Source organism: Streptomyces sp. NBC_00223 (assembly GCF_036199905.1).
Lineage (GTDB): Bacteria > Actinomycetota > Actinomycetes > Streptomycetales > Streptomycetaceae > Actinacidiphila.
This window is the reverse complement of record NZ_CP108109.1, coordinates 5,820,453-5,836,248: the sequence shown is the minus strand read 5'-3', so window position 1 is coordinate 5,836,248 and position 15,796 is coordinate 5,820,453. Positions and strand designations below refer to the sequence as shown.

The window sequence follows — 15,796 nt, the reverse complement described above, 5'->3', positions numbered from 1 at the left end:
CACCGGACGAGACCAGTCGAGACCGGACCAGACCGGACCAGAGCAGTCGAGAGAGGAGCCGACGGCATGGTGCTGACATGGGAGACGATGCTGCGCTACCTGACGTACCACCCCCGGTGGTACGAGGACATCAGCCGGCGCCAACCGGACAGCACCCACCTCGCCGAGTACCGCGCGGCGATGCCGGGAAGCTGGCGGCTGCGGCGGCACAGCTACTGGCTGATCGCGGACCCGCCCGGCGCGGCGGAACTCGGCCAGGGCTGGAAGCTGCATGTCTCCGCCACCTCGCGGACCAGCGCCGACACCCTGCGCCGATGCCTGCCGGTGCTGCGTGACGCGGGCGTGCGGTTCAAGTTCCTGATCGACACCACCGCGATGCGGGAGCTGAACAGCAAGTCCTTCTCCCGTTCGGCGAGCGGGAAGTTCATCACCGTCTACCCGCCGGACGAGCAGTCCTTCCACAGCGTCGCCCGCGCGCTGACCGAAGCGCTCGAAGGGTTCGACGGGCCCTATGTCCTGTCGGACCGCCGCTATCCCGGCTCCCGTGTCGTCTCCTACCGGTACGGCGGCTTCACCAGCAAGTTCCGGCTGCACTCCACCGGTCTGCGGGAGCTGCTGATCGAGGCCCCCGACGGCACGCCGGTGCCCGACGAGCGCACCCCGTACTGGACCGTGCCGGACTGGGCGACCGATCCCGTGACCGGCGAGGGCCGCCGGCCCGCCACCGCGCCGGCGTCCCCGGACAGCACGAAGCCGACGCGGGGCGCCAACTCCTCGCCCGACGCGAAGGCGTCCCCGGACACCGGGCCCGCCCCCGACGCCCAGCCATCACCCCGCCCCAAACCCCTGCTGGACGGCCGTTACGAGGTCACCAGCGCCCTGATGTTCAGCAACCGCGGCGGGATCTACCGCGGTGTCGACACCGTCACCGGGGCGGACGTCGTGCTGCGCGAGGCCCGCCCCGGCGTCGAGGTCGGACCGCACGGCGTCGACGCGGTGGAACTGCTGCGCCACGAGCACCGGCTGCTCACGGAGCTGGCCGACAGCGGACTGTTCGTCCGTCCGCTGTCCTTCTTCACCCGGTGGGAACACTCCTACCTGGTCGAGGAGTTCGTGGAGGGGACGCACTTCGGCACCCTGAGCACCAGCCTCAATCCGCTGTACGAACTCGAACTGACGCCCGGGCACCTGGCCGACTACTACCAGCGCTTCCAGCGGCTGTGGCTCCAGATCGCGGACGCGATCGCCTTCTGCCACGCACGCGGCATCGTCCTCGGCGACCTGTCCATGACCAACATCATGGTGACCCCGGACGACCGGATCCGCATCATCGACCTGGAGTCGGCCTTCCACGAGGACATCGACCGGGGAGCCGGACTCAGCACCCCCGGCATGGTCACCCGCCGCGCGGTCGCCGCCAGGCACGGGGACCGCCGTACCGACTACTACGCGCTGGGCGGCGTGCTGCTGGCCACCGTGCTGGCCTGTCAGCAGAACGACGTGATCGAACACGCCCTGCCGCTGCGGCTGCTGAGCGAGGCTGCCGCGGACCTCGCGCTGCCGGCCGATCTGGTCGCGCTGATCACCGACCTCTACGACGAGGACGCGCCGCTGCCCGACCCCGCGGCCCTGCGCCGGCGGATCGCCGAGCTGCCGTTCGCCACCGCCTGGCTCCAACCGCCGCCGCTGGCCCGGTCCGTGGCGCCCGAGCCCGACCGCAGCGCCCAACTGCACGACCGTATCGCCGCGGTGGTCGAGGGCGTGGTCGACTACATGGAGGGCACGGCGGACACCGCCCGGCAGGACCGCCTCTTCCCCGCCGACGTCCTGGTCTTCGAGACCAACCCCCTGTCGCTGGCCCACGGCGCCTACGGCTGTCTGTACACGATGAGCTGCCTGGACCGGGAGGTCCCCGACGCCTTCCTCGCCTGGGCGCTGCGCGGGTCCACCTCGTACGAGGCGATGCCGCCCGGCCTCTACTACGGCTCGGCGGGCGCGGCCTGGGCGCTGTCCGCCCTCGGCCACCGCGACCAGGCGGTACGGCTGCTGCGCGAGGCCGGCGGCCACCCGCTGCTGTACGACGAGCCCGGGGTGCTGACCGGCGCGGCCGGCCACGGCATGGCCTGTCTGCGGCTGTGGCGGGACAGCGGGCTGCCCGAATTCCTCGACCGCGCCCGCGAGATCGGCGACCGGCTGGCGGCGACCGCCCAGTGGGAGGACGGCCGGGCGCACTGGCCGGACTCGTCGGGCGCGGTCCCGGTCGGCTACGGCAACGGCGCCTCGGGCGTCGCGATGTTCCTGCTCGCGCTGCACGCGGTCACCGGCGACAAGGGCCCGCTCGATCTGGGCCGGGCCGCCGTGGAGTTCGACCTCTCGTGCGTCATCTACTCGACCAGTGGGCTGGCCCAGTTCCCGGCGTTCGTCGCGGGTGACGGCCCCCTGGTCCGGCGCAGCTACTGGGACGAGGGCACAGCCGGCATCCTGACCACCCTGCTGCGCTACGCGGACGTCACCGGCGAGGACGCGCTGCGCAAGCACGTGGAGCGCCTGCTGCCGGACGTGCGCCGCAAGTACACCGCCTTCCCCCAGCTCTTCCACGGGATCAGCGGCATCGGCAACGCCCTGCTGGACGCGTACGAGTTCCTGGGCGACCCGGAGCTGCTCGGCGACGCGGAACGGGCGGCGGAGGCCGTGCTGTGCAGCGCGGTACGGCGGCCCGAGGGCATCGTCTTCCCCGGCGAGCAGACCCTGCGGGAGAGCTGCGACCTGGCGACCGGGTCGGCCGGCGCGGCGCTGTTCCTCGACCGGATCCGGCGCGCCGCCCCGGGCCTGCGCACCAACCGGAACTTCGTACTCGACGACCTGCTGTCCGGCGCGCGGTCCATCCCGGGTGACCGGACGTGACCACCGCGACCCTGGCGACCGAGCGCCGGGCGTCGATGCTGCGCCACAACCGGCAGTTCCGGCTCCTGTGGATGGGCCAGGCGCTGTCGCGCTTCGGCTCCTCGATGTCCGGCGTGGCGTTGCCGCTCGTCCTGCTGACGCAGGGCTATCTCACGACCGATGTCGCGGTCGTCAGCACGGCGGTGGCGATCTCCGGGCTGACGGTCCGGATTCCGGCCGGGCTGCTGGCCGACCGCTACGACCAGCGCGGACTGCTGATCGGCAGCGACCTGGTCCGTCTGGTGGTCGTCGGGGCGGTGGCCCTGTGGGTCGCGGTACGGCCGCTGCCGCTGTGGCTGGCGATCGCCGCGGTCGTGGTGTCGGCGGGTGCGAGCGAGGTGTTCGCGCCGTCCCAGTTCCGGTTGGTCCGGAAGGTCGTCAGCGCCGAGCAGATCCCCGCGGCGATGTCGCTGAACCAGGCGCGCACCTACGCGGCCGACATGGCAGGGCCGGCGGCGGCGGGACTGCTCATCGGTGTGCTCCCGGCGCTGCCGTTCGCGGTGGACGCGCTCACCTTCCTGCTGTCCGCGGTGTGCGTGGCGGCGACGGTACGGGGGTTCCGGGCGGGGGCCGGTGAGACGTCCTCGCGCAAGGATCGGGCCGTACGCGCGGATCGGGCCGTGCGGGCGGATCAGGCCGTGCCGCCGCGGGCCCGTCCGGCCGGGCGCGCGAAACGGTGGGGTCCCCCGCCCGGTTTCTGGGGTCAGGTCACCGCGGGCCTGCGCCACCTGGCGCGCGATCCGTTCCTCCGCCGGTCCACCGTCTTCTTCAGCGGTCTGACCGTGGTCTTCACCATGTTCGGCTCCGCCCTGCTGCTCGGCGTCGGACGGCAGCCCGGCGGCGCGCAGGCCGTCGGCTGGGCGCTGAGCACCGCCGCCCTTGCCGGACTGCTCGGCTCCCTGGCCGCTCCCTACCTCCAGCGTCTGATGCCGCTGGCCGTCCTCGTCGCCACCGGCCCCGCGGTCGCCGCCGGGCTGCTGCTGCTGGCGTGGCTCACCGGCGACACCCTCGCCTTCGTCGCCGCTTTCTCGGCGATGTGTCTGCTCGTCCCGGCGATCAACGCCGCCGTCGTCGCCGTCATGGCGACCTCGATCCCGGAGGAGATCTACGGCCGGGTCACCACGGCCAACGACTTCGCCGTCCAACTGCTGCAACCGTGCGCGCCGCTGGCCGCCGGGGTGCTGCTGGTCAGCTGCTCGCTGCCGACGACCGCCCTGGTCCTGGCGGCCTGCCTCGCGGCGCTGGCGCTCCTGGCCCTGACCCTGCCCACGCCGGCGCCCGCCCGTACCGGCCGTCCAGAACCCTCCCGGAGTGACGCATGACCACCATCTCGGAGACCGCGCAGCCCGTCGGCCCTCCCCCGCTGTCCATCCCCCTGTCGGTGCTCGAACGCGGCGGCCACTCCGCGGAGACGAGCGGCGAACAGGCCCTCCAGGACGTGGTCGAGACGGCCAGGACCGCCGACGCGTACGGCTACCACCGCTTCTGGATCGCCGAGCACCACGCGGCGCAGAAGAGCGCCAGCAGTTTCCCGGCCGTGCTGATCGCGCACATCGCGGCGCTGACCGAGCGGATACGGGTCGGCTCGGGCGGCGTCATGCTGCCCAACCACCCTCCGTTCACGGTCGCCGAGCAGTTCGCCACCCTCCAGGCGCTGCACCCCGGGCGGATCGACCTCGGCATCGGCCGTTCCTCGGGCGGCACCACGGCCGCCCACCGTCTGCTGGAGGCGGCGCTGCGGCGCGACCCCCGCGCGGTCACCGAATTCCCGGCCCAGATCGACGAGTTGCTGGGCTTCCTGCACCACAGGGGACCGGACAGGAACCGCTTCCACGCCCTGCCGCTGACCCCGCACACCGCCACGCCGCCCGAGGTCCATGTCCTGGGCGCGAGCGCGAACAGCGGCCGGATCGCCGCGGAGCGGAGCCTGCCCTTCGTCTACGGCCACCATCTCAGCCGTACGGTGTGCCGCCCGGAGGCCGTGGAACGTTACCGGTCCGCCTTCGAGCCCGGCCCGGACGGCGCACAGCCGTATGTCATCGTCTCCGTCCAGGTGGTCTGCGCCGAGAGCGACGAGCGGGCCGAGTCGCTGGCGCTGGAGACCGCCGTCTATCTGATCGCCCACTCCGGGGACACCGCCCCGGACGCCCCGCTGTCCCCGGTCCGGGAGAAGTACCTGGCGGAGCGGGCGTTGGAGGAGTACCAGGTGGTCCGCGGGGCGCCGGCGACGGTGGCCGCCGAACTGGACCGCCTCGCGGCCGAACTCGGGGCGGACGAACTCATGATCGTCCCCTACGAGCTCAGCGGAGCCGCGCGCGGCCGGACCCTGCGGCTGGCGGCAGGCGCCCCTCGCACCCAGTCCCCGAGAAGGGCCGCCCGCTCATGACGATCGCACCCCAGTCGCTGAACGCACATACCGCCGGGCGCGACAGCCTGCGGACGGTCCTCGGCCGGTTCGCGACCGGGGTGACCGTACTGACCGCGGGACGGGAGGCGCCCCGGGGGATGACGGCGAACTCCTTCACCTCGGTCTCCCTGGACCCGCCGCTCGTCCTCGTCTGCGTGGCGCGCACGGCCTCCGCGCACGGCATGATCCTCGCGGAGGGCCGGTTCGCGGTCTCCATCCTCTCCGCCGAGCAGGCGCACCTGGCCCGGCACTTCGCCGACCACCGACGAGCCGGTGGACGCGGCGAGTTCGACACGGTCGACACATTCGGCGGCCGCGTCACCGGGGCTCCGCTGATCAGCGGGGCGCTGGCCTGGCTCGAATGCGCGGTCGCCGCCGTGTACGACGGAGGCGACCACTCCATCGTGCTCGGCTCGGTGCTCGATCTCTCGTGCGGGGCGGCGGACGAACCGCTGCTGTACTTCCGCGGCGGCTTCCGCTCCTGACCGGCCGCCGGACCGACCTCTGACCGGCTCCCGAGCCTCGTACCACCCCGACTCCCCACTCCCGTATCGCCCCGGAGCGCATCGTGACCATGACTCAGCAGACCGCGCCGAACGCCGTCGACCCCTCCACGCCGTCCTTCCCGGTCTCCGTGCTCGAACTCGGTGCCCGTCTTCTGGAAACCGGTGCCGAACAGGCCCTCCAGGACGTGGTGGAGACGGCCAGGACCGCCGACGCGTACGGCTACCACCGCTTCTGGACCGCCGAGCACCACTCCTCGCGCAAGACCGCGAGCGGCTTTCCCGCCGTACTGATCGCGCACATCGCCGCGCTGACCGAGCGGATACGGGTCGGCTCGGGCGGCGTCATGCTGCCCAACCACGCCCCCTTCACCGTCGCCGAGCAGTTCGCCACCCTCCAGGCGCTGCACCCCGGCCGGATCGACCTCGGCCTCGGCCGCTCGGCCGGCGGAACGGCGGCGACGAACGCGCTGCTTGAGGCGGCGCTGCGCCGCGATCCCCGAGGGGCCGTCGAGTTTCCGGGGCTGATCGACGAACTCATGGGCTTCCTGCACCACCGGGGTCCGGATCAACATCGCTTCCACGCGCTGCCGTTGACCCCGCACGCCGCCACGCCGCCCGAGGTCCATGTCCTCGGTGCGAGCGAGAACAGCGCCCGGATCGCGGCGGACCGGGGACTGCCCTTCGCCTACGGCTACCACCAGGGCAGCTCCAAGTGCCGCCCGGAGGCCGTGGAACGCTACCGCTCCGCCTTCGACCCCGGGCCCGGTGACGCGCGGCCGCATCTCATCGTCGCCGTCAACGTGGTCTGCGCCGAGACCGACGAGGAAGCCGAGGCCGAGGCCCTGCGCACCTCCGCGTACCTGGCCGCGCACCCGGAGGAGAACCCCCTGACCGGCCCGCTCTCCCCGGCCCGCGAGAGGTACTTGGCCCAACGGGCGCTGGAGGAGAACCAGGTCGTTCACGGCACACCGCCGAAGGTGGCCGCCGAACTGGCCCGGCTGCGGGCCTCACTTGGCGCGGACGAGATCATGATCGTCCCGTACGAGCTCACCGGAGCCGCGCGCAGCCGCACGCTGCGGCTGGCGGCGAGTGCCCGGCGCGCTCAGCCGCGCGGGCAGCACCCGGAACCGGCCGCGGAGGTGGCCGCGGAGGTGGCCGGGCCCCGGCGTTGACCCGGGCGGGCGCGTCGTCGGCGGTGCGGTCCTCCGGCGCGCGCGGCGGTCGTCGGCGTCGGCGCACGGCCGTCGTACGCGCCTCAGACCACCGTCTGCACGGCCCTCAGGAACTCCGGCCACGAGGGAACGCGCCGGCCGGGAAGAGCACTGCGCAGGCTGAGCTGCAAGGTGCGGCGCAGCGGGTGGGGCGACTGCATGATCGCCTCGTTGCGGTCGGCGAGGCGCGCGAGTTGGGCCGGGACGGGCAGCCGGTCGCTCTTGGCCCCGTTGCAAGTGGCGTGCGCGGAGGCGAGGTTCCACAGGACGTCCAGATCCGGGCCGTTCCAGGAGCCGACACTCCTGAGCCGGTCCATCAGGGAGTACGGGAAGACATGGTCGACGGCCACGGCCTGGCCCGCGGTCAGGACCTCGCCGCAGATCACACAACGCCCGTGCTGGAAGCCGACCGTGGCCTCGTGCAGTCCGGTCACCGAGCGGCGGCGGCGCTTGTCGGTGATCCTCAGGGTCTCCCGGTCGACCACGACGCCCTCCTCGATCAGGCTGCGGCCGACACCCGCGGCGAAGGAGCTCTCCACGATGCTCCAGCGCGCGTCCAACTCGCCCGCCAGGCCCGCGGCCTGCTCCGACCGTGCCAGCCCGAGCAGGTCGGAGGTCAGCCGTACGACACGCTGCCGTCCGGTCCCGGCCAGCTCGTAGAAGGTGTGGGGGACGGCGCTGTCGCCGCGCAGGTGGTGGAACTTCCGCATCACCATCGCCGGCATCGAGCGCACCGCGGCGGCCAGCAACTGTTCTGAGGGATGCCCGGCGGCCAGCGTGGCGGCGCTCTCCCGGGCGGCGACGGCGAGAAAGTCGTTCTCGCCCAGGTCCGCGGTCTGCGGCGCCTGCGGGCCGAGCGCCAAGTGCCGTACCACGCCCAGGCTGTAGGCGGCGGCGAACTCCGCGAGGGGTACGGCGTCCCGTCCGTCCCGCCCGAACTCCAGCAGGGTCTGACCGAGTGCGAACTTGTACGTACGCGTGTTGGCGCCCATCAGCACGGCCAGCCGCCACGACGCGCGCGCCGAGGCGTCCTGGGCGTAGAACTCCCGTCCCCGCTCGCTCACTTGTCCTCCTTGCGCAGGGCGACGGTCTGCCACCACACGTCGTCGCGGCCGAGCCGGTCGGCGCCCCGCTCCACCAGCCGGACCAGCCGCAGCCCCGCGCGCCCGCCGTCGCGCGCGACCTCCTCGGCCGGCACGTCGAACATCACGCGGTCCGCCGGCGGGGTGCCGCGGCGCAACGAGATCACGAGGAGTCCCGCCGGAGCGAGCAGGGCGGCCAGCCGCTCCATCGCCGCCGGGCGTACGGCCGACGGCAGGTGCATCCACACCGCCGACAGCAGTGCCAGTTCGAACAGCCCTTCCAGCCGGGGCAGTTCGGGCAGGGAGTCCGCCAGCCAGGCGATGTCGTCGCTCACGGGCGGGCGCCGTGCGACCTCGCGCAGTTCGCGCACGGGCTCGACGGCCAGCACCTCGTACCCGCGCCGGGCCAGGGCTTCGGCGTCCCGCCCGGTGCCGGCCCCGATGTCCACGGCCCTCGCCGGGGGCGACGGCAGCAGATCCAGCACTCCGTCGTGCACCTCCTCGAAGGTGAGGCTCCCGTACCGCCGCGCGAGAAGTTCTGCGTTGCGCGCGTAATACGGCGAGCCGCCCGCGGGCGGCTCGCCGAGCCGAGTGAAGTCGTCGTCGCCCCTGCCTGCCATGCGCCCACGCTACGACACCCCTATGACAACGCCCGCGCCCATCCCCGCGCGGGCGGGGAGGCATGCCCGCGTCGGCGGGGAGCGTGCACGCCGGGGAACCCGGCGCGCCCGGGGGCGCGAAGGCCGGCGGCCGCGCCACACTCGCGCTTGTCCAGGAAATTGGCCGGTTCATGCCCGGGGTGAACCGTTACGGTGCCCTGCACCGACCCGTTGTCCCAGGTACCTGTCCGGAACCACCACCGCCCGGGAGGACCCTTGTTGATCATGCCGTTACCCGCCGGCCGCCCGCCCACCGCGTCCCGCTCCCCCAGGGCGCGCGCCGCCCGTCACACGCCGGAGGCGGTACGGTGACCGCCCCGGCCTCCTCCGTCCCCGCCGGCGCCGGGGCCACCGCCACCGACGACGGCGAGCAGCCGCCCCCGCCCCCGCCCGCCGAGATCACCTTCACCGGGCACTGGGGCAAGAACCCCCTCGGCGGCGTCTCGTTCTGGGCCCTGTGCGCCCGGCTGCCCTCCGTACTCGGCAAGACCGCCCGCATGACCTGGCTGATCGATCGCCGCGCGGTCACCCTGCTGCTGTCCTGTCAGATCCTCACCGGCCTCGCCTCCGGCCTGCTGCTGACGGCCACCGCCCACGCCATGCGACCCCTGGTCGGCACCGCGCCCGTCGCCGACCGGCTGCACTCCGCGCTGCCCGCCCTGATCGTGGCCGCGCTGTCGTCCACCGGGGTCCGTATCGCCTCGGCATTCGCCTCCTACGCCGACGACCGGATCACCCCGGGCCTGACCACGGCGGCCGACGCCGCGCTCGTCGAGGCCGTCTGCCGGGTGGAGGCGACCGCCTACGGCGAGGACGGTTTCGCCGACCGTCACGAGGCCGCCGAAATGGGCGTCATCCGGACCCAGATGATGGTGCAGGACGCCCGGACCTTCACCGCCGCCCTGATCCGGATGGTCGCCGCGGCGGGAGTGCTGACCGTGCTCAAGCCGCTGATGCTGCCGCTGCTGCTGCTCGCCGTACTGCCGGCCGGTCTCGGCGCGGTGCTCTCCGCGCGGGTCGACTACGCCACCCACTACGCCAACGTCGGCGACCGCAACGTCCGCGGCATGATGCGCTGGTGGTCCACCGAGGCCCGTTACGGCGACGAGGTCCGCGCCAACGGTATGACCGAGTACCTCCTGTACTGGTACCGCGCGCTGTCCGAGCGCATCGACCGCCGTTCCCTGGCCGTCGCCCCGCGCAAACTCCGTATCGCCCTGGCCTCCTCGGCGCTCGGCGGGTTCTTCCTCGTGGCGACCTGGACGACCCTGGGCTGGCTCGCCGTCTCCGGACGCGTCGAACTCGCCCTCGTCGCCACCGCGATCGTCGCCGTGCAGACCGTACTGGCCGCCCTGTCACAGGTCGTCGTCAGCGGTGCCGCGATGTTCCACAGCAGCCTCTACCTCGCCGACATGCAGTCCTTCCTCGACATGGCCGCCGACCGCGCGCCCGAGCGCGGCGAACTCACCGTCAGCGGGCCGGTGCGCGAAATCCGCCTGGACGACGTGGTCTTCCAGTACCCCGGCAAGGACGAACCCGCAGTCGACCATCTGTCCCTGACCCTGCGCCGCGGCGAGATCGTCGCGATCGTCGGCGAGAACGGCTCGGGCAAGTCCACCTTGAGCCGGCTGGTCACCGGGATCTACCTCTCCGACAAGGGACATGTCACCTGGGACGGGACCGACCTGGCCGACGCCGACCCCCACGACGTGTGGAGCAGATGCGGACTGGTCCCGCAGATCTTCGCCCAGTGGCCGCTGCGCGTCCGCGAGAACGTCACCCTCGGCCAGCCCCGCACCCGCGACGACGAAGCCGTCTGGGCGGCGGTCGACGCGGTCGGCATGCGCGAGGCGATCGAGAAGCTGCCCGGACGTCTGGACGCCCTGCTGGCCCGTGAACTGTGGGGCGGCGCCGAGTTGTCCGGCGGCCAGTGGCAGCGGCTGGCCTGCTCCCGCGCCCTGTACCGCCGCCCCGACCTGCTCATCCTCGACGAACCCACCTCGCAGATGGACGCCCGCGGCGAACACCAGATCTTCGAGGAGCTGAAAGCCGTCTCGGGCGACCGGATCACCCTGGTCGTCACCCATCAGCTGGAGAACACCCGCGTCGCCGACCGGATCGTCGTCATGGACCACGGCCGGATCACCGAGCAGGGCACCTACGACGAACTCGCCGCCGGCAACGGCATCTTCGCCGAACTCCTCGCCCTGTCCAAGGACCGTTGAGCCCGCGCGCAGAGCCGACCGGGGGGTGTCCGCTCAGCGGGCGATCTTGAAGCCGAAGACATCCGTGCCCAGGGCCGCGCTGACGTCCATCCAGGCCCGCAGCATCATCTCGGTGGCCCGGGCGGTACGGATGCCGCCGAGGTCGATGACGTCCCGCCAGCCGAGCGCCCGGAGCAGGTCCGTCACGACCTGCTTGGCCGACGGGTCGTCGCCGCTGACGAACACCGAGTGGTCGCCTCCCGCGACGCTGCCCGGCGCGGTCATCACATAAGCGGCCAGGGTGTTCAGCGTCTTCACGACCCGCGCGCCGGGCAGTGCCCGCTGAAGCTGCTCGCCCAGGCTGTCGGTGTTGACCGGCTCCAGTACGGCGTCCTCGGCGGCGAAGTCGAACGGGCTGGAGACGTCCATGACGACGGCGCCGCGCAGCCGGTCCGCGAGCGGGGCGAGCGCGGCGACGCAGAAGGGCCCGGACACCGCGTTGACCACGAGGTCGGCGCCCTCGACGGCGTCGGCGAACCGTACCGGCCCGGCTCCCGGACGGTCCGCCAGCAGCCGTACGAGCTCCGGGTTGCCCGCCGTCGTCACGGCCGGGTCGCGAGTGCCGACCACCACCTCGTGGCCGAGCCCGGCGAACGCCGGAAGCAGCACCCGGCACACAGCGCCGGTGCCCAGCATCGCGATCCTCATCGAAGGGTTCCTCTCACTCGATCCCGGTCGGCGGCGGAAGTCGGGTCCGGGGCCGGGGCCGGGACGGCCAGGGCGGTCGGGGCGGCGCGGAGTACGGCGTCCAGGTAGCGGGCGATGGCGTCCCTGTTGCGGACCAGGAAGTGGATGCGCTCGGTCATCCGGTCCCGCTCGTGCTCCAGCGTCGCGATCGTCTCCGGTGTGGCGTCCGAGACGTAGAGGGCCCCGGGTCCGTTGAGGCAGGGGAGGATCTGTCTGATGATCCTGGTGGGCAGCCCGGCGTCGAGCAACCCCCTGATCTGGAGCACCCGTTCGACATAGCGCTCGTCGTACTCCCGGTACCCGTTCGGGGCGCGGTCGGAGACGAGCAGCCCCTGCTCCTCGTAGTAGCGCAGCAGCCGGCGGGACGTGCCGGTGCGCTCGGACAGCTGCCCGATCCGCATGTGGCCCACCTCACTTCGGACGACCTTGACCTTCACATCGGTGTGAAGGTCTGAGCATACAAGTCATGACCACTTCTCACCCGGAGACACGGACCGACGCCGGAGCGGCACCGGACGACCGGCAACTCCCCTGGAACGCACTGCTGGCACTGGCCACGGCCGCCTTCATCGCGATCCTCACCGAGGCACTGCCCGCGGGGATGCTGCCCGACATGGGCCGCGGCCTGTCGGTCGGCGACTCCGCGATGGGCCAGGCCCTGACGGTCTACGCCATCGCCTCCGCGATCACGGCCATCCCGCTCTCCGTGGCCACGGCGACCTGGCGGCGCAAACCGCTGCTGATGGCGGCCGTGGCGGCAATCGCCCTCTCCAACACGGTCACCGCCGTCTCCGGCGACTACGCGCTGACCATGGTCTTCCGGTTCGTCGCCGGTGTGGCCGCGGGCTTCATCTGGGCGCTGCTGGTCGAGTACGCCCGCAGGCTGGCCCCCGCCCACCTCCAGGGCCGGGCCATCGCGATCACCATGACCGGCGTACCGCTCGCCCTGTCGCTGGGCATCCCGCTCGGCACCTTCCTGAGCGGGGTCCTCGGCTGGCGGCCGACGTTCTTCCTCGTGACCGTGCTCGGTGTCCTGCTGCTGGGCTGGATTCTGGTGTCGGTGCCCGATCTGACGGGCCACCGGCCGGAGCACCGGGAGCCGGTCCTGCGGGCCTTCGCCCGGCCCGGCGTGGCGGCGGTGCTGTTCGTGGTCGCCGCCTACGTCCTGGCCCACAACATCCTCTACACCTATATCGCCACCTTCCTCGACGCCTACCGTATGAAGGGCTCGACCGACCGGGTGCTGCTGGTCTTCGGTGTCGCGTCCCTGGTGAGCATCTGGGTCGTCGGCGCCCATGTCGACCGGCGGCTGCGCCTGTTGACCCTCGCCAGCACCGTGCTGTTCGCGGCGGGCGCGGTGCTGCTGGCGCTGATGGCGGGCACCGGGCTCGTCGTCTACCTCGCGATGGTGCTGTGGGGGCTCGGCTGGGGAGGTGTCACCACCCTTCTCCAGACCGCAGTGACCGACGCGGGCGGCGCCCCCGGACAGGCCCTGCTGGTCACCGTGTGGAACGCGTTCATGTCGGCCGGCGGGGCCGCCGGCGGAGTCCTGCTCGACACGCTCGGCGCCAAGTCCTTCCCGTGGAGCGTCCTCGCCCTGCTGGGACCGGTGCTGGTGGTCGTAGCGCTGTCCCGTACCCACGGATTCCCGGCCAGACGCGCGGGGACGGTCTGAGTCGGCACCGGCCGGGGCGCCGGTGACACCGGGGGACGTTCACGGCATAGTGGCGGCGACGGTCGGCGGTCACGACGCGGCTCCGGGCCGCGGGAACGGAAAGCGTTGCGATGACACGGGACTTCCCCGAGTGCCCACGAGGCCGGGCAGGCGCGCCCGGCCGGAGCCGGCCGTGACCCGGCTCCACGTGTTCGACATGGACGGCACCCTGCTGCGCGGCACCACCGCCGGTCTGGAGATCGCCCGCCGGCTCGACTGTCTGCCCGAACTGGTCGCGCTGGAGGGGGCCTTCGCGGCGGGGACCCTGGACACCCGCGGTTTCGCGGCGGCGGTGTCCACGCTGTGGCGGGCGCTCACACCCGCGCTCGTGGCGGAGACCTTCGCCGGGAGCCCCTGGATCGGCGGTATGCCCGAGGTCTTCGCGGACATCCGCCGCCGCGGGGAGCGTTCGGTCGTGGTGACCATGTCGCCCGACTTCTTCGCGGACCTGCTGGTCGGTGCCGGCGCGGACGAGGTGATCGCCTCGCGCTTCCCCCCGCTGCCGCTCGCCGGCCCGCCGGACCCCGCGGGCATCCTCGTACCCGAGGACAAGGTGGGCGCGGTGGACCGGCTCCGCGCGGCCCTCGCCCTCGGCCGCGACTCGTGCGTGGCGTACGGCGACTCCGGCTCGGATCTCCCGCTGTTCCGTACGCTGCGGCACACCGTGGCGGTCAACGCCGGGTCCGCTCTGCGTGACCTCGCCCGCTACCGGTACGACGGCGACGACCTGCGGGCCGCGTACCAGCTCGCCCGCGCCGGAATGCGCGAGCGGGACGCACCGACCGCGCGCCCGGGCAACGTACCGCTCCGGCCGGCGGACACCACATCCCGCTGACGAGCGCGGAGACGGCCGCCCGTCATGCCCAGGACCGCCGGCACGGGGGTGCGGCGGTCCTGGGAGTGCGGGCTCCGGCCCGGGCGTCAGGCCGCCCGGGCCGGGGGCTCAGTGGTGCGGCGCGTCGTAGTAGTACCAAGGCGAGTGGTCGATCAGGTCGCCCGGCGTGTGGGTGAACCACGGCGCGAGCTTGGTGTGGATGTCCGGGACATCCGTCGTCGGCACGGTCGGCAGGTAGTGCGGCACGTGCGGGTGCAGCTTCTGCCAGGTGGACCAGCACCGGTCGATGAAGGCGTGGTGGAGGAAGAAGACCGGGTCGTTGGGCGACCCGATGTACATCATGTGGCCGCCGACCCACACGTGACCGGCGCCGTGCAGCTTGCCCAGGGCCGGCTCCCAGGGGAACTTCGCGTACCCCTCCAGGTGGTTGCGGAAGCTGGCGAAGGGCGAGTCGCTGCCCGAGGTGTGGTTCCACGGGTAGGAGTCGTACACCGTCAGCGCGAGGGTGTCCGAAAGCTCCTTGGGGGTCGGCAGGTTGGGCGTCAGGGTGCCCATGTCGCGGACCAGGTAGTCACGGTCGTCCGTGGTGTAGTGGCCGTTGACCGGCGCGGGCTCGGAACCGTCCGACACCACGCTGATGTTGATGACCCAGCCGTTGTCGCGGGCGAACGGCCCGGTCGTCACCCGGCGGTCGCCCTCACGGCCGTTGCCGCCCATGAAGTTCTCGTCCCACAGCGGGGAGTCCACGCCCTGGTCGATCGTCCAGTCCCAGTACGGCAGGGTGACCCGCGGGTCGATCTTCTGGAGCTCCTGCTCGAAGTGGATCAGGTACTGGCGGTGCCACGGGAAGAGGCCGGGGTTGACATGGCCGAGCCGCTTGCCGCCCAGCTTGTTCAGATAGTCCGAGGAGTTCACCTGTATATGCAGGGCCACGAACTTGTCGTAGATACCCCGCCGCTTGATCTCCTTGACCGCGTGGACGAAGCGCGCCTTCTCGGCGGCCGTCATGTCCAGGTGGTTCTTGCGTACGCCGGGCACGTGTCGTCGGTCCTCTCGCCGCGCGCTCATGCGCTGTGGTGGTGTACGGCGGCCGTTCCGGCCGGCACGGGGGTGGTCAGCAGGTTGGCGCCGCGCAGCTCGTCGACGGCCCGGCGGGCCGCGGCCAGCGGGGACTTCTCCAGCCCGTAGTGGCAGAGCGAACTGAGGTAGGCGCCCTCGCCCAGCTTCATGACGTGCAGCGGGCGGTCGTCGATGTAGACCACCTGGTGGTCGCCCTCGGGCTCGGAGACCCTGATGCTGCGGCCCTTGTACGTCTCGGCGTGCGCGTCCTGGGCGGCGGCCTGCGTGCTGTGCCCGCCCGGCAGCAGCTTGTCCTTCAGCGCCTCCGCGCCGATCGCGGCGGGCAGCGCGGTGGCAGCGGCGACGCCCGCCGCGGCCTGGATCATCTGACGACGCTTCATCGCAACTCGTTTCTCTTTTCGCAGGTGG

At 72.5% G+C, this 15,796-nt stretch carries 14 protein-coding genes; 8 read left to right on the top strand and 6 right to left on the bottom strand.

The features are described from left to right. The first annotated feature begins 66 nt into the window (after window positions 1-66). The 5 genes from OHA30_RS24960 to OHA30_RS24940 all read left to right on the top strand — a co-directional run bounded on the left by OHA30_RS24960 (window position 67) and on the right by OHA30_RS24940 (window position 7,028). Complete coding sequence (locus OHA30_RS24960; protein WP_328916110.1) at window positions 67-2,904, top strand: class III lanthionine synthetase LanKC N-terminal domain-containing protein; 2,838 nt, start codon at window positions 67-69, stop codon at window positions 2,902-2,904. After that, on the top strand, window positions 2,901-4,265 hold the full coding sequence (locus OHA30_RS24955) for an MFS transporter (RefSeq protein WP_328916109.1): 1,365 nt from the start codon (window positions 2,901-2,903) through the stop codon (window positions 4,263-4,265). Before OHA30_RS24960 ends, OHA30_RS24955 begins: the two co-directional genes overlap by 4 nt. After that, window positions 4,262-5,329, top strand: a complete 1,068-nt coding sequence (locus tag OHA30_RS24950; RefSeq protein ID WP_328916108.1) for an MsnO8 family LLM class oxidoreductase — start codon at window positions 4,262-4,264, stop codon at window positions 5,327-5,329. The genes OHA30_RS24955 and OHA30_RS24950 overlap by 4 nt, the downstream gene beginning before the upstream one ends. Further along, complete coding sequence (locus OHA30_RS24945) at window positions 5,326-5,835, top strand: flavin reductase family protein (protein WP_328916107.1); 510 nt, start codon at window positions 5,326-5,328, stop codon at window positions 5,833-5,835. The genes OHA30_RS24950 and OHA30_RS24945 overlap by 4 nt, the downstream gene beginning before the upstream one ends. Before the next feature lie 89 nt (window positions 5,836-5,924). Continuing rightward, on the top strand, window positions 5,925-7,028 hold the full coding sequence (locus OHA30_RS24940) for an MsnO8 family LLM class oxidoreductase (protein WP_328917983.1): 1,104 nt from the start codon (window positions 5,925-5,927) through the stop codon (window positions 7,026-7,028). Between the two features lie 83 nt (window positions 7,029-7,111). On the opposite strand, the gene OHA30_RS24935 is transcribed toward OHA30_RS24940, so the two are convergent. Together OHA30_RS24935 and OHA30_RS24930 are read right to left on the bottom strand one after the other, a co-directional pair. Further along, the gene (locus OHA30_RS24935; protein ID WP_328916106.1) at window positions 7,112-8,131 is read right to left on the bottom strand and encodes an HNH endonuclease; all 1,020 of its coding nucleotides are present in this window, start codon (window positions 8,129-8,131) and stop codon (window positions 7,112-7,114) included. After that, entirely contained in the window at window positions 8,128-8,769 is a 642-nt protein-coding gene (locus tag OHA30_RS24930) for a class I SAM-dependent methyltransferase (RefSeq protein WP_328916105.1), read from the bottom strand. The genes OHA30_RS24935 and OHA30_RS24930 overlap by 4 nt, the downstream gene beginning before the upstream one ends. 437 nt (window positions 8,770-9,206) lie before the next feature. Here OHA30_RS24930 and OHA30_RS24925 point away from each other — a divergent pair, with 437 nt between their 5' ends. After that, window positions 9,207-11,033, top strand: a complete 1,827-nt coding sequence (locus tag OHA30_RS24925; RefSeq protein ID WP_328917982.1) for an ABC transporter ATP-binding protein — start codon at window positions 9,207-9,209, stop codon at window positions 11,031-11,033. A gap of 33 nt (window positions 11,034-11,066) precedes the next feature. Here the strand turns inward: OHA30_RS24925 and OHA30_RS24920 are convergent, their stop codons facing one another. Continuing rightward, window positions 11,067-11,720, bottom strand: coding sequence for an NADPH-dependent F420 reductase (locus tag OHA30_RS24920; RefSeq protein WP_328916104.1), 654 nt, complete (start codon window positions 11,718-11,720; stop codon window positions 11,067-11,069). After that, window positions 11,717-12,160, bottom strand: a complete 444-nt coding sequence (locus OHA30_RS24915; RefSeq protein WP_328916103.1) for a MerR family transcriptional regulator — start codon at window positions 12,158-12,160, stop codon at window positions 11,717-11,719. Before OHA30_RS24915 ends, OHA30_RS24920 begins: the two co-directional genes overlap by 4 nt. A gap of 65 nt (window positions 12,161-12,225) precedes the next feature. Between OHA30_RS24915 and OHA30_RS24910 the strand changes: the two genes are divergently transcribed. After that, window positions 12,226-13,434 (top strand): MFS transporter, encoded by a 1,209-nt coding sequence (locus tag OHA30_RS24910; RefSeq protein WP_328916102.1) that lies wholly within the window; start codon window positions 12,226-12,228, stop codon window positions 13,432-13,434. A gap of 172 nt (window positions 13,435-13,606) precedes the next feature. Next, window positions 13,607-14,308, top strand: a complete 702-nt coding sequence (locus OHA30_RS24905) for an HAD family hydrolase (RefSeq protein ID WP_328916101.1) — start codon at window positions 13,607-13,609, stop codon at window positions 14,306-14,308. Window positions 14,309-14,416: 108 nt separating this feature from the next. On the opposite strand, the gene OHA30_RS24900 is transcribed toward OHA30_RS24905, so the two are convergent. Next, on the bottom strand, window positions 14,417-15,376 hold the full coding sequence (locus tag OHA30_RS24900; protein WP_328916100.1) for a tyrosinase family protein: 960 nt from the start codon (window positions 15,374-15,376) through the stop codon (window positions 14,417-14,419). Continuing rightward, complete coding sequence (locus OHA30_RS24895; RefSeq protein ID WP_328916099.1) at window positions 15,373-15,768, bottom strand: tyrosinase family oxidase copper chaperone; 396 nt, start codon at window positions 15,766-15,768, stop codon at window positions 15,373-15,375. Before OHA30_RS24895 ends, OHA30_RS24900 begins: the two co-directional genes overlap by 4 nt. Between the last annotated feature and the right edge of the window lie 28 nt (window positions 15,769-15,796).